The sequence below is a fragment of the Streptomyces sp. NPDC050485 genome, from assembly GCF_044458185.1.
Lineage (GTDB): Bacteria > Actinomycetota > Actinomycetes > Streptomycetales > Streptomycetaceae > Streptomyces.
On sequence record NZ_JBITHR010000002.1, the window covers coordinates 523522 to 540731 of the forward strand.

Genomic DNA, 17210 nt, shown 5'->3' on the forward strand with positions numbered 1-17210 from the left:
TGAGCGTACGCGAACCGCCCTACGCCGCGGCGTTGTCGGTGCCGGACGGCCGCTGGGCGGTGCCGCGCGGCGACTGGCCGGTGCGCCGGTCCCGGTCCGTACGGCCGCGGCGCCCGCGGGACGCGGCGGAGGCGGTGCGCCGGGGGCGTTCCACCACCGGCACGCTGATGGTGACCGGGATACCGGACGGCGCCTGGGCGCCCGTGATGCGGTTCAACTCGGCGTCACCGGACCGTACTTGGGTGGTCTGCGGGACGATGCCGGCGGTGGCCATCAGGCGGCTCATCTCGCGGCGCTGGTTGGGCAGGACCAGGGTGACGACGCTGCCGGACTCGCCGGCGCGGGCGGTGCGGCCGCCGCGGTGCAGGTAGTCCTTGTGGTCGCTGGGCGGGTCCACGTTGACGACCAGGTCGAGGTTGTCGACGTGGATGCCGCGGGCGGCGACGTTGGTGGCGACGAGGACCGTCACATGACCGGTCTTGAACTGGGCCAGGGTCCGGGTGCGCTGCGGCTGGGACTTGCCGCCGTGCAGCGCGGCGGCCCGGACGCCGCTGTTGAGCAGGTGCTCGGTCAGCCGGTCGACGGCGTGCTTGGTGTCCAGGAACATGATCACCCGGCCGTCGCGGGCCGCGATCTCGGTGGTCGCCCGGTTCTTGTCGGCGCCGTGCACGTGGAGCACGTGGTGCTCCATCGTGGTGACCGCGCCCGCCGACGGGTCGACGGAGTGCACCACCGGATCGGCCAGATAGCGGCGGACAAGCAGGTCGACATTGCGGTCCAGGGTCGCCGAGAACAGCATCCGCTGCCCCTCGGGACGCACCTGGTCGAGCAGCGCGGTCACCTGCGGCATGAACCCCATGTCGGCCATCTGGTCGGCCTCGTCCAGGACGGTGATGCCGACCTCGTCAAGGCGGCAGTCGCCCCGGTCGATGAGGTCCTTGAGGCGGCCCGGGGTCGCGACGACGATCTCCACGCCGGCGCGCAGCGCACCGGACTGCTTGCCGATCGACATGCCGCCGACCACCGTGGCCAGGCGCAGCCGCACGGAGCGGGCGTACGGCATGAGCGCGGCGGTGACCTGCTGGGCGAGCTCGCGGGTGGGGACGAGCACCAGCGCCAGGGGCTGGCGGGGCTCGGCCCGCTGTCCGGCCGTGCGGGCGAGCAGCGCGAGGCCGAAGGCGAGGGTCTTGCCGGAGCCGGTACGGCCGCGGCCCAGGACGTCCCGGCCCGCGAGGGAGTTCGGCAGTGTCGCGCCCTGGATCGGGAACGGCACGGTCACGCCCTCCCGGCCGAGCGCGGCCAGCAGCTGGTCGGGCAGGGCGAGATCGGCGAACGCCTCGACGGCGGGGAGCGCGGGGGTGGTCGTCACCGGCAGCGCGAACTCCCCCTGCGGCGCCGAGGGCCGCCGGCCGTAGCCACCGGAGCGGCCCGCGGAGCCGGAGCGGCCGGAGGAGGCCGGTCCGCCGAAGCGGCCGCCGCCCCTGGGGGCGCCGGAACTTCCGGTACTTCCAGCACGGCTACGGGAGAAGCGGTCGTTCGTACGGGTGCGGTTCACGGGGAACCTTCCTTGATGCGGCACGTATCAAGGAATTCCCGGAAAGCGAATGGCACAGGGAATCGCGAGAACGAGCCGAGCGGATGCGAAAGCGGATCGGGCCGCGAAAGCGAACTGGGCCGCGATGAAATGTTCGGGGCGCGTCGCTGAAACGTTCGGGGGGCGCGTCGCTGAGTCGCTGAAAAGCGTATGCCCTGAAACGCAACGAGCTGGGGCCCGCACCCCACGGTGCGGGCCCCAGCTGCGACGTGCGTGTCAGCTGTGACGTGCGTCAGGTATGACGTACGCGTCAGCTGCGAAGTGCGTGTCCGCGTCAGGCGGGAACGATGTTCTCGGCCGTCGGGCCCTTCTGGCCCTGCGCGATGTCGAAGTTCACCTTCTGGCCTTCCTGCAGCTCGCGGAAGCCCTGGGCGGCGATGTTCGAGTAGTGGGCGAACACGTCAGGACCGCCACCGTCCTGCTCGATGAAGCCGAAGCCCTTTTCCGCGTTGAACCACTTCACGGTACCAGCAGCCATGTCAATCTCCTTCGGGGCATTTCCCGGAGCCCGCACCGTGCGAACTCCGCGTCACTGCGATGATTACCCCGCCGGAGCATGCCCGGACATACAAAAGTGCGCTCACCGGCACGGATGGCGGGCGAGGGCACTTGAAGTTTTGGGAACCACAACTGCAACTGATATCGACAGTAGCATGCCATGGTCGCCGGGGCCCGGTAAATAATTCCACTCCGCCCGTCACGTGCCCGTCACATGAAAAACCCTCACGGCGCCTTATGCCGATTTCTCTCTTCGCGACCACAGATATGGGCGGCGAGGCCTCCCTGCGGCCCCGCCCGGCAGGCCGCTCCTGGGCCTGCGGCTGAGTGCCGCACGGGCTCCCATCGACGTCCGGATACCCGTCCGGTGACCAAGGTTGGGGATCCGCCGCCCAGTTGACGGCGTTTTATTGCTGGATGTACCGATTCACGTCCATAGCATCGCCGGGCAGCAAGCAAGGAGTCGGTCAGCAAGCAAGGAGACGGCCAGCGGGCGGGAGTGGGAACCCGGGCCGGGCCGTCGCGTCCCGGAGGATCTATGTCATCGGCTCAGTCCCTCAGCCTCTCGTCGCCGCGACCGGCCCCTCGCCTGCCGGCGCCTCATCGACGCGGTCACGGGGTCCGCGGCCGCGCTGCCCAAGCGGCCGGCCGGCGTTGGGTGGTGCGATGAACAGGCCTAGTCAGTACGGGAGTTGCCCTTCGGGTGGCGCCCCGCGGAGTTCCCGTTGGTCGTGGCTGCGGCAGCGCTGGAGGGGGCTCCTGCTACTCGCCACGGTGGCGGTCTCCGCGGTTCTGCTGGGGCTGGTCGTGTGGGGGGTGGGACGCCCCGCGCATGAGCCCGTCCACAACGCCCCTCATGCCCTCCATGGCCCACCGGCCTCCCGGTCGTCGCCTGAGTCGGCCGCCGCGTCCGGTTCCGCGTCCAGCTCTGCTGAGGAGGTGCTGGCCCGCAGGTTCCCGGCGGAGCAACAGCTCCTCCTGGGCGGCGAATTCACGGCGGTGGACGGGCACGAGGCTCCCCCGGAGGGGAGTGGGGCGGGCGGGACGCTGCGGTACCGGGTGGACGTCGAGAACGGGCTCGCCGAGCTGGGCTTCGACCCGCTTCTCTTCGCGACGTTCGTCCAGCGGACCCTGAACGACCCGCGCGGCTGGCCCCATGAAGGTGCCCTGCCCTTCGAGCGGGTCCCGGGCGGGGACGCCGATTTCGTCATCACCCTTGCCAGTACGGGGACGGTGAACGCGTGGTGTGCGAAGTCCGGCCTTGATACCTCAAGGGAGACGGTGTCCTGCGACGCGTACGGCACGGAGCGCGTGATGATCAACGCGTACCGCTGGGCTCAGGGGGCGCCCACCTACGGGGACGACATGCTCGGCTACCGGCAGATGCTGGTGAACCACGAGGTCGGGCACCGGCTCGGCCACGACCACGTCGACTGTGAGGAGAACGGCGCGCCCGCACCCGTGATGATGCAGCAGACCAAGTCCCTGACCACCGGCACGGACACCTGCCTGCCGAATCCGTGGCCGCGTCCCTGAACGGCCGCACCCGTGGCGGGGCGGGCGACCGTGGTGCCGTCGGGGCCGGGCGGCCGTGCTGCCCTCGGGCCCTGAAGTACGTGGCATGGGAAAATGGGCTCATGACTCGGCGGAAGCCTTCGGGGATGAGCTTTGAGTCCTGGATCGACCGGCAGATCCGGGAGGCTCAGGAACGCGGTGAGTTCACCGACCTTCCTGGCATCGGTGAGCCGCTGCCCGATGAGCAGGCGCCGTACGACGAGATGTGGTGGATGAAGCAGAAGATGGCCCGCGAGGGTCTCTCTGTGGTTCCGTCCGGATCCGTGGGGCTGCGGAAAGAGGCCGAGGACGCGCTGGCGGAGGCGGCCGGGGCGCCGTCCGAGCGGGTGGTGCGGGAGATCCTGGAGCCGGTCAACGAGAAGATCGCGGCCAATCTGCGGATGCCGCCGCCGGGGCCGCCGCTGGGCCGCAAAGAGATCGACATCGACGAGTTCCTACGGGAGTGGCGCAGGGCCCACGGCCGGGACGACCGGAAGCGGAGGCCCGCCCGGGGCGAGCCGAAGCCGGAGCCGAGGAGTGGCTGGATGGGACGGCTTTTCCACCTCACTCTTCGGCGCCGGCGCCATTCTTGATCTTGCGTGGGTATCCCCGGCTTCAGCCGGGGAGGGAGATGCATCCTTGGCCCTAAGGCGCGAAGTGCCGGAGTTCGCTGCGTTGTCAGTGGCCTCCGCTATGTTGATCGCACCTTGACCGAAGGGGGGTGGGCCGGGTGATCCGTGCGTACACGTTCCTCATGCGGCCCACCGTGGGCCAGCAGGTCGCGCTGGGCGAGATGTTGCGGGATCACTGCTCGCTCTACAACGGGGCGTTGCAGGAACGACGGGACGCCTACCGGCACGTCTCGAAGACCAGCGTCACGTACGGGGTGCAGTCGGCGCAGCTCAAGGAGATCCGGGCGTTCGATCCGGAGCGGCAGGGCCGCTGGTTGTTCTCCTCTCAGCAGGCGACCTTGCGCCGGTTGGACAAGGCGTTCGCCGCGTTCTTCCGGCGGGTCAAGTCCGGGGAGACGCCCGGCTATCCGCGTTTTCGGGGTGCGATGTGGTTCGACACGGTGGACTTCCCGAAGGACGGGGACGGCTGCCGGTGGGATGCCACCCCGCACGACCCCGTGACCCGTGTCCGCTTCCAGGGTGTCGGGCACGTCAAGGTCAACCAGCACCAGCCGGTGGTCGGAAAGGTCAAGACCGTCTCCGTCAAGCGCGAAGGGCAAGCGCTGGTACGTCGTCGTCACCGCCGAGCAGGAACAGCCCGAGCCGCTGCCGCCGACCGGCAGTGTGGTCGGCGTCGACGTGGGCATAGCCAACTTCCTCGCCGACTCCAACGGCGCCTTCGTGCCCAACCCCCGCCACGGCCGGAGGGCCGCCGCGAAGCTCGCAGCCGCACAGCAGGACCTCGCCCGGTTCCCCCGCGTGCGTCGGGACAAGCGCACCGCCAACCACCGGCGGGCCGTTGACAGGGTTGCCGACCTGCACCGCAAGGTGCGCCGCCAGCGCCTGGACCACGCGCACAAGACCGCTCTTGACCTCGTGCGCCAGCACGACGTCATCGCGCACGAAGACCTCAAGATCCGCAACATGAACAAGGCCCCCGCCGCGAAGCCGGACCCCGAGACGCCAGGCGCGTTTCTTCCCAACGGCGCGGCGGCGAAGGCCGGGCTGAACAAGTCGATCAACGATGCCGGATGGGGGTGTTCCTCACGATCCTCACCAGCAAGGCTGAAAGCGCCGGTAGGGAAGTGATCGCCGTGGACCCCCGCAACACCTCCCGGACCTGCCCGGAATGCGGGCACGTCTCGGGGGAGAGCCGGCCCACACAGGAGAAGTTCCACTGCGTCTCGTGCGGCCACACCGCACACGCGGACACAGTGGGCGCACTCAACGTTCTACGGGCCGGGCTGGTCCGTCGCAAAGCCCAGGCATAGCGAGAAGCCCCCTCCTTCAGGAGGGGGAGGAGTCACGGACCACCTGCGGAAGCGGCCCGAGGCGATGCCGCGCGCGGTGGAGGAGCTGATGCGGTGCACGCTGTCGATCGGCGACGGACTGCCCCGGATCGCCCGCGCCGACGTGCGGGTCGGTGAGGTCCTGGTGCGGGCCGGAGAGCTGGTGCTGGTCTGCGTCGAGGGTGCGAACTTCGACCCCGAACAGTTCCCGGATCCCGAGCGGTTCGACCTCGACCGCTCGCCCAACGCGCACCTGTCGTTCGGGGCGGGCCGCCACTTCTGCCCTGCCTCCGCCATCTCCCGCGTCCATGCCGCGGAAGCCTCACCGTCCTCCTCGAACGCCTCCAGCGGCTGCGTCTCGCCCTGCCCGTCGACCAGTTGGTCTGGCGCACGGGCAACATCAAGCGGGTCCCCGAAAGGCTTCCGGTCCTGTGGTGACGTCACCGGAAGGCGCCGACTGGCGCGCCTCTTCGACAGCCGCGGCACGGAGTACGAGCCCGCCTCCACCGGCCGGAACACGTTCCAGACCGCGGGTATGGCCGCGATCACGGCTGGAGGTGATCCGGCGGCACCGGATCAATGGCAAAGGGAGTCGAGGGTTCGGCCGGCCTCGACCAGGAGTGGGGCCGCTCCGTTCGTGAAGCACGCGAGGTCACCCTCGCGCAGTTCCACGGGGCACTCGGCGGCGCTGGAGGACACCGCGGGGTACAGGCCGTTGCTGTGCAGGTCGAGGAGGATGACCCGGAGCCTGCGTATCAGCTGGGCGATCACCTCCGGGCGGGTCCTGAGCGCGCGGTGTGTGGCGAAGAACGCGTCGTAGAGCCGCGAGGTCTCCTCCGTGGGGGCGCCGAGCGCGGCCGCCCCGTCGCCGGCGCGCAGCAGGGAGTCGCCGTCCGGGATCAGCTTGGCCGCGATGGCCATGTGCACCTGATGGTTGAACTTTCCGGCGCGGTTCAACTCCGCTATGGCCTCGGGCGCTTCGGCCTGCCGATACCGTGCGCGCAGTGAGCGCAGCTGTGGCGGGATCGCGGCGTAGTCGCGTGCCCAGCGCCCGCTGAACGAACGGTGCTGGAGCATCATCGCGGGCCGGATGAGCCGCTCGTAGAGCTCGCGGGTGGGCGAGCCGGTGTAGACGAGCAGCACGGAGTAGGCGTGGATCAGGCTCGTCGCCCGGGCCGCCGCACTCTCCACGCCGTCTTTGAGGACGAGTTCGAGTTCGTCGTCGATCAACTGCCACAGGGCGAACACGGCTTGGTGGCCGGTGATCCAGCGGAACCAGTACAACTCCTCCGGGGTCACCGGCGGCGGAAGCGGGCGGCTGAACGCGGTCTCGCGCAGGACGTCGGCGTGGGGCGCCCGGGCACGCTTGGCCCTGCCCCGCGTCCTGGTGCCGGGGTACGGCAGCACCAGTGACTCCAGGGCATACGGATAGGTGCCGAAGTCGCAGCCCTGATCGGTACGGGCGTCTTCGGCGAGGGAGATGACGGTCATGACAGTTCGCTTTCCTGTGTGAGCAAGGGCGCCCTCGCATTCCGGCTCGATCGGGGAGACGGAGAGAAGGGGCAGAGGAGGCAGTGGTCCGGCGCTTTGGCGGGGCGATTGGAGTCGCACCCTGCGGCCCGACGGAGAGTACGGGGCGATGCCACTTCCCTTCGGGGATTCCCGCCCCGCCGAACGTTGACCGGTCGGGACGCGGCGAAGCCGCACCGCGGACCGCGTGCTCGACGGGACGCCTTCGGGAACCGCGTACACGGCACAATTCGCGATCGGCAGTTGTGTGCGAGACCAACGTTGTTGATCTGCCGACGAATTGACGGGCATTTCTTGCCGAACGGGCCGATGCGCGTCCATAGCATCGCCGGGCAGCAAGCAAGGTGACGGCCGTCGGGTGGGAGTGGGAACTCGGGCCGGGCCGTCCATTCCCGGAGGACACATGTCATCGCCTCATTCCCTCAGCCTCTCGTCGCTGCGCCCCTTGTTGCCTCCGACGGTTCCCCCTCGCCATCTGAGTGCCGCATGGCGGCCGCTCGACTGCATCGCGCGGGAAACGATGCGGGCGGGGAGTGTCGAGGAGGCGCGCGCGGTCGTCGAGAAGGGCTGGAACGTGCCGCTCGCCGGATGGGTGCCGAGCGCCTTCCTGCTCACCGGCCGCCAGGCGGACGCCGTGGGGCTCCGGCTCGCGGCGATCAGCGTCACATGCGGCTGGTGCGAGGTCCTGTCGGGGGGAGGCGGACCCGCGACTTCGGTACCGGATCGTTTCGCCCTCGTCTGGAGGGCGGTGGCGAACCGGCTGGGGACGGGTGAGTTCGGCGCGGTCTCGCTGCTGGCCGGCGGCAATCACAGCCCCGAGGTCGTACCGGAGGACGGCTGGCGGCCGGTGCTGCGGTGGTCGGATGTGGAGCAGCCCAGCCGCCTCGACCTGCTGCTTGCGACGGCGGCCCGGATCGACGGGCTCACCGCCCCGATCCTGTGGGAGAGCCACCTGCTGGCCCAGTCGGTCCTGAAGCCGTGGCCGGTGGTGCGTGCCCTCAACCGCATCACCCAGATACAGACAGCTGTGCAGGATCTGCTTGCCGGCCGGCTGGCGGCCTTTCCCTACCGGCCGGCCTCGGCTGCGAGCCAGCAAGCCGCGCGGACTCTGGCCGCGGACGCGCCCCTCGCCCCGTACGGCATTCCACCCCGTCTCTTCACCCCGGGCCAGCAGGGGGTGGACGCACTGCTGGGGATCCCGTCGATCGGCGGGGGCGCGTGGTACGGGCAGCGGCCGCGGCGGCATCTGTCCGACGCACAGATGGTGGCGCTGCGTCCCCTCGACCGGGTCGGGGACGAAGTGCGCAAGCTGGTTGCGCGGGACGATCGGGTGACCGAGGCGTACCGCACGGCACTGATCCAGGTACGCCAGAGCCACCTCGGCTATCGGCGCCTCATCGACGCGGTCACCGGGCCGGTGGCCGCCCTGCCGACGCGGACTGCGGGTTCCGGGTGGGGCGATGAACAGGAATAGCCGGTCCTGGGGCCGGAGTTCGCGTGGTGGCGGGCGAAGGTCCGGATGGTCCCGGATGCGGCGCCGGTCGACCGGGTTGCAGCAGCTCGGCGCGGCGGCGGTCTCGGCGGTGCTGCTTGCGTGGGCCGCGTGGGGGCCGTGGCACCAGGCCGAGGAGTCCGTACGCAACGGTCCGCCCGCCCTCCAGGCGCCACCGGCCGCCCCGCAGCCGTCGGCCGCGCCCGCTTCCAGCCCACCGCCCGCCCCGCAGGAGTCCGCCGCGCCCGCTTCCAGCCCACCGGCCGCCCCGCAGGAGTCCGCCGCGCCCGCTTCCAGTCCTCCGGACGACGGCCTGGCGCTCCGGTTCCCGGCAGATCCGCAGCTGGCCCTGCGGGCCGCGTTGACGACGGTGGACGGCCACGAGGTGCCGGAGAGGAAGGACGGGGCGGGGCGGACGCTGCGCTACCGCGTGGATGTCGAGAACGGACTCGCGGAGCTGGGCTTTGCCCCGGCCCTCTTCGCGTCATTCGTCCAGCAGACCCTCAACGACCCGCGCGGCTGGGCCCATGAAGGTGTCCTGTCCTTCGAGCGAATACCGAGCGGGGACGCCGATTTCGTCGTCACCCTCGCAAGTCCCGGGACGGTCAACGAGTGGTGTGCCAAGGCGGGCCTCGACACGGCGGAGCAGATGGTTTCCTGCGACGCGTACGGCACGGAGCGGGTGATGATCAACGCCTACCGGTGGGCGCAGGGGGCGCCGACGTACCGGGACGACATGCTCGCCTACCGGCAGATGCTGGTGAACCACGAGGTCGGGCACCGGATCGGCCATGCGCACGAAACCTGTGACCGCGACGGGGCGCCCGCACCCGTGATGATGCAGCAGACCAAGACCCTGACCACCGGCACGGCCACCTGCCTGCCGAATCCGTGGCCGTATCCGTGACGGGCCGGGCGCCCTGCGTTTACCACAACAGGGGTTTGAGTTCGGCGTCGATGTCGAATTGCTCGTGCTCGGAGCCGACCGGAACGAGTGCCCTCATCTCCTGGCACCAGCTGTCGATGTCGTCGACGCACGCCGAGAGCAGTGCGTGGCCCGAGTCCGAGAAGAGGCTGATGTAGGTACGGGGGCCGTCACTGTGGCTCAGCGTCCATATCTGCACATCGCCCTCACCGGTAAATGTGTAGCGGCCCTCCATGAGTAGATCGCGGGCGAAGGTCCAGGTGACGGTGGTTCCGTCGAGCGGGCGGAATGTGATGGTGATTTCGAAAGGGCGGCTGCGCCGATAATACAGCAGGGCGATCACGGGCTCCTTTTCCCGGCCGCTCTCCAGTAGCATGAATACTCTGCTCGCGATGATTGATTGCACTTCGGGTTTCTCCGGCTGCTGTGCGATGCGGATGGAATTCAACTGCGAGAAGGCTAGATCGAATTCCTGTCGCTGCTGCGCGATCAGTGCACATTGGCTTCCTTTTCCGGGCAAGAGTGAACTTTCGTGAAACGGCGGCGACCGCTCGGTAATTGCCGAATGGTTGTCCGTCCGTCGGAGATTGCAGGAGAGATGAGACAACAGAGCCATGGGTTTCCGGAACGGGACGCGATGCACGAACGCCCCGAGCAGAACGTCGGGGGTGAGCGTGGTCCGGACCTCGGGGCGGACCGGACGCAGGAGATACCCGTGATCGGCCGCCGCCCTGCCGCCGGTTCGGGAGTCCCCGGCGCGGTGGCTTCCCCGCCCCGCGACGATGCCCGGCCGGGGGTCCGTTCGCCCCGCCCTCCGCACCTGCGCGAGCGCGCGGCCCGGGTGGCCCCCGGGTGGCTCGCGGTCGCCTCGGCGGTGCTGGCGACGCTCGGCTGCCTCTGGCTGGGCGTGCTGTCCTCGGAGTGGTACGTGCCGGGGCTCAACAGCCGTACGGGCGCGGCGAGTTCATCGGCCGCGACCTCGGCGCTGCGGGCCGGAGCCTCGCTCTGCCTGGCCTTCGCCTGCTTCGCCACCCTGGGGCTGACCTGGGGTGGGGACGGTACGGCCACGGTTCTCAGACGACGCCGCGGCTACCGGGGTACGTACCGCGGGACGGGGCTCGTCTGGGTGCCGCCGTGGCTGCGCCGTCGCCGGGTCGACGTACGCCTGCGGCACTGGCGCACCGAGGGGATCCGGGCCGTGGACGGCGACGGCATCGAGCTGAGCGCGGCGATCCTGGTCGTCTGGCAGGTCCGGGACACCGCGCGTGCGGTCTTCGGTGTGGCGGACCACGAGACGTACCTCACCGCTGTGGTGGAGGCGGCCGTCGTCAAGGTCCTGGCGACCATGCCGTGCCACGCGTTCGGCGCCGGCGAGCCGTCGCTGCGCGACAGCGAGTGGCTCTCCGCCCGGCTCACCACGGCGGTGGCCGCCGACTGCCGCGCGGTGGGACTCGACGTCTACTCCGTACAGCCGTCGCGGATCGACTACGCGCCCGACATGGCCGCCGCCATGCGACGCCAGCAGATCTTCTCGCTGGATGCGCGCCTGCGGGAGGCCGTGGCGGACAACCTGGTGGACACCGTCCACGACACCGTCGAGCGCTTGGCGGACCGGAACATGGTGCACCTCGACGACCGCCAGCGCGGCAAGTTGGTCTGCGACCTGGCGGTGGCGTTCTACGCGGCCCGGGGCTCCGCGCCGCTCCTGGCCAAGGAGCCGCCGAGCCCGCCCTGATCAGAAGGGGCTGAGGCAAAGGGAGTTCACCTTCGGCGGCGTCCGAGTCGACGTTCGGCCCGGTCCCCGGACTCAGGATCGACAGGGTTGTCGATCCTGAGAAGAGGGTGACCACCCATGTCACTGCCCGCGTTCCGTGAACTGTCCGCCCCCGCCGACTGCGACTGCTCCGGCTGCACAGCAGCCGCCCGCAGACAGCCGCTGCCGCGGCCGACCGGCCGCCGTTCCGCCCGTTCCCGTACGACCCGCTTGGCGACGGTGACCGTGCTTGCGGGTGTCGCGTTCGCGGGCGCGGGGGCGGCTCACGCCCAGGCCGCCGAGGCCCGCCCGGTGGCCGCCGACGCGCGCGGCGGCGCGGCCGGGTCCGAGGAATCCTGGGCCCCCGCCCGCGCCCAGCAGGACGTGACCCGGGCCCAGATCCTCGCTCGGGCCCAGGCGTGGGTCGACGCCGGGATCCCGTACAGCATGAACGCGTTCCACCAGGGCTACCGCACCGACTGCTCCGGCTTCGTCTCGATGGCCTGGGCGCTCGGCGACAGCCACTGGACCGGCGACCTGCACGAGTACGGGGTGCGCATCACCAAGGAGGAGTTGCAGCCCGGCGACATGCTGCTGCGCCACAACGACGACAACCCGGAGCGGGGTTCGCACGTGGTGCTCTTCGCGGGCTGGGCCAACGCCGAGCACACGCGGTACGAGGTGATGGAGGAGACCCCGAGCTACGGTGCGGTCAAGCGGACGATCCCGTACGCGTACAGCTCGAACGGCTCCTCGTACGTGCCCTACCGCTACAAGGGGCTTCAGAGCGGCGGCGGTTCCCAGGACGAGACGGGCGGCGGATCCCAGGACCAGACCGGCGACGCCTTCCCGGGCGCGGGCCGCTTTGGTCCCGGCGCGGACAACGCGCACGTCACCCGGCTTGGCACCATGCTCGTGGGCCGCGGGGCCGGCCGGTTCTACACGCAGGGTCCCGACTCGCGCTGGGGCGCGGCCGATGCCGCCGCGACCCGCGCCTTCCAGCAGGCGCAGGGCTGGTCGGGGGCGGACGCCGACGGCATCCCCGGGTCCGGGACCTGGCGGCTGCTCGTCGAGGGCGGCGGCCAGGACGTCGGCACCGGCGGCGCCGCTGCCGCGGACTTCCCCGGCGCCCGGTACTTCGCTCCGGGCGCGAGCAACCGCCACGTGACGCTGCTCGGGGAGCGGCTGGTGAAGAAGGGCTTCGGCCAGTCGTACACCGAGGGTCCGGGGCCGACCTGGAGCGAGGCCGACCGCAGCGCGGTGGAGGCGTTCCAGCGGGCCCAGGGGTGGAGCGGTTCCGAGGCGGACGGATACCCGGGCGCGCACACCTGGCGGCTGCTGTTCTCGTGACGGGGGGGTGCTATGTGCCTGAGACTCCGGTCACTGCCAGATATGGGGCACTCGCATAAGGTATGTCGCTATTAGGGCGAATATTCAGTTTTGATCAAGGATCTCAGTGACCGTTTCCTCCCATCCGGACGCCTTCGAGCGCTGGTACTTCACGCTCATGGCGCCGGCGGGACGGACCCGGTGGATGCGCGCCGACCTGCTGATCGTCGGGCTCGTCGCCGTCGGGGCGGTGCACAGCGCCTTCAAGACGACGGCGGGCCTGGTGCCCGGCGTGCTGCCGAGCCTGGCGATCGCGGCCGTGATCACGGCGGGGTTCCTGTGGCGGCGGCAGGCGCCGCTGCCGGTCGCCCTGCTGACCATGGCGGGCCTGGCCCTCACCGGCGCCCGCCTCCCCGTCTTCTTCGCGCTCTACGGCCTGGCCCGCTACCAGCGCCGCCACCGCCCGGCCGTCATCGCGTTCTGCTGTGCGGCCTTCGTGCCGCTGATGGTGCTGCTGCCCGGCCACCTCGGCGACTCCTTGCTCGAAGACTTCCTGATCGCGGTCGTCTACGTGCTGCTCCCGGTGGTCTTCGGCCTGGTGGCGACGGCGTACGAGCGGAGCATCACGGCCCTGCGCGATGAGCGCGAGCGCCGGGTCGCCCAGACCCGGGCGGAGGAACGGGTCCGCCTCGCCCGCGAGATGCACGACGTCCTGGGCCACCGCATCGCGATCATCGCCATGCACGCCGGGGCGATCGAATTCGTCCCAGGGGTGAAGCCCGAGAGCAGGCAGCTGGCCAGGGCTGTCGGCGACACCGCACGCGCTGCCATGCGCGACCTGCGCCAAGTCCTCGGCGCACTGCGGGACGGCGGCGACTCGGTGATCGCCGGGCACTGCCTGGCGGACCTGGACGCGCTGGTGACGGAGGCCCGGACCTCGGGCCTGGACGTCGCCTTCGCCTGCGAGGCGGCCGGACCCGTGCCACCGGAGATCGCGCTCACGGCCTACCGCACCGTCCAGGAGGCCCTCACGAACGCCGTGAAGCACGCGCCCGGGGCGGAGGCCGAGGTGCGGGTCGCGGTGACCGACGGAGCGCTCGAAGTACGCGTACGCAACGCACCCGTACACCCTTCCAAGGTGCGTGGCGCCGCGGTCGGGGGCGGCGGCTTCGGCATGATGGGGCTGCGCGAGCGGGTGTCCCTGCTCAGCGGGGACTTCCACGCCGGGCAGACGCGGGACGGCGGGTGGCAGGTGTCGATCTCGGTTCCGCTCAACGTTCCTTGCCCGCAGCCATGACGCCGACTCGGCGGGCACGGCCGCGACTGGGACTGCGACCGACTTCGGGCAATTCGCCCGTTCACTTTCGTCAACAGGCTTCATGCGATCCTCCGGTAAGGCCGAGCGGCAGCGGACCCACGCTCCGGCCGGGTGCAGATCAAGGGAGTAAGTCATGATCCGTGTGCTCGTGACGGACGACGAGCCACTCGTACGATTCGGGCTGCGCATGCTGCTCGACGCGACGGATGACATCGTTGTCGTCGGGGAGGCGTGCGACGGCACGGCGGCCCTCACCCTCACCCGCGAACTGGCGCCCGACCTCGTCCTGACGGATCTGCGGATGCCGGGCATGGACGGCATCACCGCGACCAAGCTGCTGCTTGCCCTCCCGAACCCTCCCGCCGTCCTGGTGCTGACCACCTTCGACACCGAGGAGGGCGTGGTCGAGGCCCTGCAGGCGGGCGCCGCCGGCTATCTGCTCAAGGACGCCCCGCCCGAGCAGGTCGTCGGCGCCGTGCGGCTGGTCGCTTCCGGCGGCACGGTGCTCGCCTCGGCGTCGGCCGCCCGCCTCCTGGAGGCGTCCCGTGCGCGGGACACCGCGGAGTCACGGATCCCGCTGGAGCAGCGCCGCCGCGTGGACGCACTCGACGACCAGCAGCGCGAAATCCTGTGCCACCTCGGGAGCGGCATGTCCAACGCGGAGATCGCCCGGCGGATGTATCTGACGGAGGGCACGGTCAAGGCGTACGTGTCGCGCCTCCTTGCCACCCTGAAGGTCGACAACCGCACCCAGGCCGCGATCCTGGCCCACCGGGCGGGGCTCCTCGAAGAGGGGTGAGCCGAGCCGCACCGCAAGGCGATGACTTTCAGCCGCACGGTCGTCGCCTTCCGCCGCCGCCCGATCAACTTCCGGACTACGTAAGAACGGTGAACTTTTCACGGGGTATTTCACGCCAAATCGGCGCGGCCCTTTCTTCATCGGAGGTAATTCATGGGTAAGGCAATGCGCGCCGGCCGGGCCAAGCGGTGGTCGAAGCTGGCGGCGCTGCCAGTGGGTGTGCTGGCGTCCGGCGCGATGGTGCTCACCGCCACGCACGCCACGGCCGGGGCATCCGCGTGGAACGAGGGCAACCAGATCGGGTCGGGCACCTGGGCCAAGTACGACGTCACCAGCAGCAAGCCGGGTCAGGCCGTCGTCAACGTCAAGGACCTGAAGCCGGGCCAGACCGGCACCGCCGAGGTGTCGTACAACTTCCAGGCGAACAACCACACTTCGGCTGACCGGGTTTTCGCGGGCGTGCTGCTCAAGGACTTCTTCGCCGCGAACGGCGACGGCGACCGGGCCATCGAGGATGTCGCGGATTCGGAGCTGGCCAAGCACCTGCACCTGAAGATCCGGGTTCACGAAGGCGCACAGGACCAGGGCGTCACCAAGTCGTACACCGTCGCCGAATGGTTCCAGGCCGCGACGGCCAACAACGGCACCGCTCGGGTCAGTGACGCGGAGATCAACGACACGTCAAAGGTGATCAAGAAGGACGTCGAGATCTCCTGGTCCCTGGACACGAACGCTCCGGAGGCGGCGCAGAGCAGCCAGATCGGCTTCGCCCTCGGCGCCGAGCTGGCCACCACGCCGCCCAAGTAGTCCGGCGGGCTGTACGCCCGTACGCCGGACGGTACTTACGCCCCGTCAGTGCGGCACGCGGTCCGATCGCGGACCGTGTGCCGCACCGGACGGCCGCGTCGACGGACCGAGAACGAGACACGAGAAAGTACGCGCATGAACAGCCGGCCAGAGCCGAACGAGACACCCCGCTCCGGCAGCAGTGTGGGAGCGCCGGAGGGCGAAGGTCAGGGCGCGGGTTCCGTTGGCGGGCACGAGGAGAGCTGGTTCCGGGTTCTGCGGGTGGCCGGCTGCCGCACCGCGGTCACGGTGGTGACTTCGCTGCTGTGCATGCCCTTGGCGGCACTCGCCTGCGGCTGGAGCCCCTCGGTCATCGTCTCCGGTTCGATGGAGCCCTCGCTCAGCCGCGGTGATGTGATCGCGGTGCGACAGGTGAAGGCGACGGAGGTCGGCGGCGGAGCCGTCATCGCCTTCAACGACCCTTCACACGGAGGGCAGTTGACGGCTCACCGGGCGATCAAGCGGTGGCACGGCGACTCGTACGAGACCAAGGGCGACGCCAACCCGAAGCCGGACGCGGGTCTGGTCACCCCGGACCGGCTGAAGGGCGTGGTCGCGGCCGTCGTGCCCTTCGTGGGCGCTACGTGGCTGTGGCTGCAGGGCGGCCAGTGGGCCCATCTGGCCATCGCGGTCCTGCTCTACACGATCGCTCTTCGGGGTTGCCTGGAGGGCGCCTTGGCGCCGGGGCACGTGACGGCGCGGCTCCGGCGACGGTGAGTTGCTTCCGTACGCCCGGGACGCCGACGCCGACGCCGTCACTGTCCGGACGCCTGCGAACGGTTCTCACGGGGACGCTCGCGGTCGCTGTACTCGCCCTGACCGGCACCGGATGCGGGGACAGTGGCCCTACGCCGACCGGTCCCCGGGCGGCGACAGTGCGGAAGGCGCCCCTGGCGGAAGTCCTCAGGATGCTGACGGCGCGGCTTGAGGAGGACGGCGTCACGATCACCGTCGGGCAGCCGGAAGCGCCCCACACGATCCGCGTGTTCGAGGAGCCGAGCTGCCCGTTCTGCCGTCGTTTCGAGGCGGCGGTGGGCCCGAAGCTGACCGCGCTCGCGGCCCTCGGGTCCGTGAGGATCCAGTACACGGTCGCCTCGTTCCTGGACGACCGGCGCGGTGACGACAGCTCCCGGCGCGCGGCCGCAGCCCTGCGTGCCGCACTGGAGCGCGGAAAGTTCCCCGAATTCCGGGCCGCACTCATGGCCTCGGGCCCCGCCGACCACACCCCGCGTTTTCTGCGCCAGATCGCGGACACCGTACCCGGGCTGAATGGCCCCGGATTCCAGGACGACCTGCGCAACGGCTCGTACGAGACGTGGGCAGCCAACTCCCAACGGGCCTTTGCTAATTCAGGACATTCCGCGACCCCGACGGTTCTGGTCGATGGCAGGGCCGTACACCCGGACGTGGTCAAGTACGACGTGGACGCCTTCACCGCCTTCCTCGCCGATTCCGGCATTTCCTGACGGCCTCACCTCACCCGCGATCAACTTTCGGCACTGGCAGGCGTTGACAAAGCGCGGAACTCAATTGCCTTTTGGCTCGAATCCGCTGCGTAGCGTTCTTGGTGCAACACCGATCCCCGCCTCTATGGCATCTCTATGGCATCGCC

15 protein-coding genes and 2 pseudogenes are annotated in these 17210 nt (G+C 70.2%); 13 read left to right on the top strand and 4 right to left on the bottom strand.

Going from position 1 to position 17210, the window contains the following annotated elements:
• Positions 1–19: 19 nt before the first annotated feature.
• Together ACIBK6_RS06045 and ACIBK6_RS06050 are read right to left on the bottom strand one after the other, a co-directional pair.
• Positions 20–1555 carry a DEAD/DEAH box helicase gene (locus ACIBK6_RS06045; protein WP_399049141.1) on the bottom strand — a complete coding sequence of 512 codons (1536 nt, stop codon included), beginning with the start codon at positions 1553–1555 and terminating at the stop codon, positions 20–22.
• A 313-nt stretch (positions 1556–1868) separates the two neighbouring features.
• Positions 1869–2072 carry a cold-shock protein gene (locus tag ACIBK6_RS06050; RefSeq protein WP_031141049.1) on the bottom strand — a complete coding sequence of 68 codons (204 nt, stop codon included), beginning with the start codon at positions 2070–2072 and terminating at the stop codon, positions 1869–1871.
• 959 nt (positions 2073–3031) lie between these two features.
• Here ACIBK6_RS06050 and ACIBK6_RS06055 point away from each other — a divergent pair.
• The 4 genes and pseudogenes from ACIBK6_RS06055 to ACIBK6_RS06070 all read left to right on the top strand — a co-directional run.
• Entirely contained in the window at positions 3032–3628 is a 597-nt protein-coding gene (locus tag ACIBK6_RS06055) for a DUF3152 domain-containing protein (RefSeq protein WP_399049142.1), read from the top strand.
• A 125-nt stretch (positions 3629–3753) separates the two neighbouring features.
• Complete coding sequence (locus ACIBK6_RS06060; RefSeq protein ID WP_399049144.1) at positions 3754–4239, top strand: DUF1992 domain-containing protein; 486 nt, start codon at positions 3754–3756, stop codon at positions 4237–4239.
• Positions 4240–4376: 137 nt separating this feature from the next.
• Positions 4377–5588 (top strand): annotated as a pseudogene (locus ACIBK6_RS06065) (RNA-guided endonuclease InsQ/TnpB family protein).
• Positions 5589–5676: 88 nt separating this feature from the next.
• Positions 5677–5853 (top strand): annotated as a pseudogene (locus ACIBK6_RS06070) (cytochrome P450); the annotation flags it as partial.
• 329 nt (positions 5854–6182) lie between these two features.
• On the opposite strand, the gene ACIBK6_RS06075 reads toward ACIBK6_RS06070, so the two are convergent.
• Positions 6183–7097 carry an L-tyrosine 3-hydroxylase gene (locus ACIBK6_RS06075; RefSeq protein ID WP_399049145.1) on the bottom strand — a complete coding sequence of 305 codons (915 nt, stop codon included), beginning with the start codon at positions 7095–7097 and terminating at the stop codon, positions 6183–6185.
• Between the two features lie 559 nt (positions 7098–7656).
• Here ACIBK6_RS06075 and ACIBK6_RS06080 point away from each other — a divergent pair.
• Positions 7657–8610, top strand: coding sequence for a hypothetical protein (locus ACIBK6_RS06080; RefSeq protein WP_399049147.1), 954 nt, complete (start codon positions 7657–7659; stop codon positions 8608–8610).
• Positions 8611–8665: 55 nt separating this feature from the next.
• Positions 8666–9535: a DUF3152 domain-containing protein gene (locus ACIBK6_RS06085; protein ID WP_399049148.1), complete on the top strand. Its 870-nt coding sequence runs from the start codon at positions 8666–8668 to the stop codon at positions 9533–9535.
• Between the two features lie 19 nt (positions 9536–9554).
• On the opposite strand, the gene ACIBK6_RS06090 is transcribed toward ACIBK6_RS06085, so the two are convergent.
• Positions 9555–10169, bottom strand: coding sequence for an SsgA family sporulation/cell division regulator (locus ACIBK6_RS06090; protein ID WP_399049150.1), 615 nt, complete (start codon positions 10167–10169; stop codon positions 9555–9557).
• Between ACIBK6_RS06090 and ACIBK6_RS06095 the strand changes: the two genes are divergently transcribed.
• The 7 genes from ACIBK6_RS06095 to ACIBK6_RS06125 all read left to right on the top strand — a co-directional run bounded on the left by ACIBK6_RS06095 (position 10152) and on the right by ACIBK6_RS06125 (position 17064).
• Positions 10152–11288, top strand: a complete 1137-nt coding sequence (locus ACIBK6_RS06095; protein ID WP_399049151.1) for an SPFH domain-containing protein — start codon at positions 10152–10154, stop codon at positions 11286–11288. The genes ACIBK6_RS06090 and ACIBK6_RS06095 overlap by 18 nt on opposite strands.
• Before the next feature lie 117 nt (positions 11289–11405).
• Positions 11406–12656, top strand: coding sequence for a peptidoglycan-binding protein (locus ACIBK6_RS06100; RefSeq protein WP_399049153.1), 1251 nt, complete (start codon positions 11406–11408; stop codon positions 12654–12656).
• 106 nt (positions 12657–12762) lie between these two features.
• Positions 12763–13932, top strand: a complete 1170-nt coding sequence (locus ACIBK6_RS06105) for a sensor histidine kinase (protein ID WP_399049155.1) — start codon at positions 12763–12765, stop codon at positions 13930–13932.
• A 154-nt stretch (positions 13933–14086) separates the two neighbouring features.
• Positions 14087–14752 carry a response regulator gene (locus ACIBK6_RS06110; RefSeq protein WP_399049157.1) on the top strand — a complete coding sequence of 222 codons (666 nt, stop codon included), beginning with the start codon at positions 14087–14089 and terminating at the stop codon, positions 14750–14752.
• A 153-nt stretch (positions 14753–14905) separates the two neighbouring features.
• Positions 14906–15559, top strand: a complete 654-nt coding sequence (locus tag ACIBK6_RS06115) for a hypothetical protein (RefSeq protein ID WP_399049159.1) — start codon at positions 14906–14908, stop codon at positions 15557–15559.
• A gap of 135 nt (positions 15560–15694) precedes the next feature.
• Positions 15695–16315, top strand: coding sequence for a signal peptidase I (locus ACIBK6_RS06120; protein ID WP_399049161.1), 621 nt, complete (start codon positions 15695–15697; stop codon positions 16313–16315).
• 191 nt (positions 16316–16506) lie between these two features.
• Positions 16507–17064: a DsbA family protein gene (locus ACIBK6_RS06125; RefSeq protein WP_399049163.1), complete on the top strand. Its 558-nt coding sequence runs from the start codon at positions 16507–16509 to the stop codon at positions 17062–17064.
• The last annotated feature ends 146 nt before the right edge of the window (positions 17065–17210 follow it).

Bases quoted from the DNA above. Each gene is read 5' to 3' on its own strand.
- ACIBK6_RS06050 (WP_031141049.1), bottom strand. From the start codon at position 2,072: ATGGCTGCTGGTACCGTGAAGTGGTTCAACGCGGAAAAGGGCTTCGGC.
- ACIBK6_RS06060 (WP_399049144.1), top strand. From the start codon at position 3,754: ATGAGCTTTGAGTCCTGGATCGACCGGCAGATCCGGGAGGCTCAGGAA.
- ACIBK6_RS06075 (WP_399049145.1), bottom strand. From the start codon at position 7,097: ATGACCGTCATCTCCCTCGCCGAAGACGCCCGTACCGATCAGGGCTGC.
- ACIBK6_RS06080 (WP_399049147.1), top strand. From the start codon at position 7,657: ATGCGGGCGGGGAGTGTCGAGGAGGCGCGCGCGGTCGTCGAGAAGGGC.
- ACIBK6_RS06085 (WP_399049148.1), top strand. From the start codon at position 8,666: ATGCGGCGCCGGTCGACCGGGTTGCAGCAGCTCGGCGCGGCGGCGGTC.
- ACIBK6_RS06095 (WP_399049151.1), top strand. From the start codon at position 10,152: ATGAGACAACAGAGCCATGGGTTTCCGGAACGGGACGCGATGCACGAA.
- ACIBK6_RS06090 (WP_399049150.1), bottom strand. From the start codon at position 10,169: ATGGCTCTGTTGTCTCATCTCTCCTGCAATCTCCGACGGACGGACAAC.
- ACIBK6_RS06100 (WP_399049153.1), top strand. From the start codon at position 11,406: ATGTCACTGCCCGCGTTCCGTGAACTGTCCGCCCCCGCCGACTGCGAC.
- ACIBK6_RS06110 (WP_399049157.1), top strand. From the start codon at position 14,087: ATGATCCGTGTGCTCGTGACGGACGACGAGCCACTCGTACGATTCGGG.
- ACIBK6_RS06115 (WP_399049159.1), top strand. From the start codon at position 14,906: ATGGGTAAGGCAATGCGCGCCGGCCGGGCCAAGCGGTGGTCGAAGCTG.
- ACIBK6_RS06120 (WP_399049161.1), top strand. From the start codon at position 15,695: ATGAACAGCCGGCCAGAGCCGAACGAGACACCCCGCTCCGGCAGCAGT.
- ACIBK6_RS06125 (WP_399049163.1), top strand. From the start codon at position 16,507: ATGCTGACGGCGCGGCTTGAGGAGGACGGCGTCACGATCACCGTCGGG.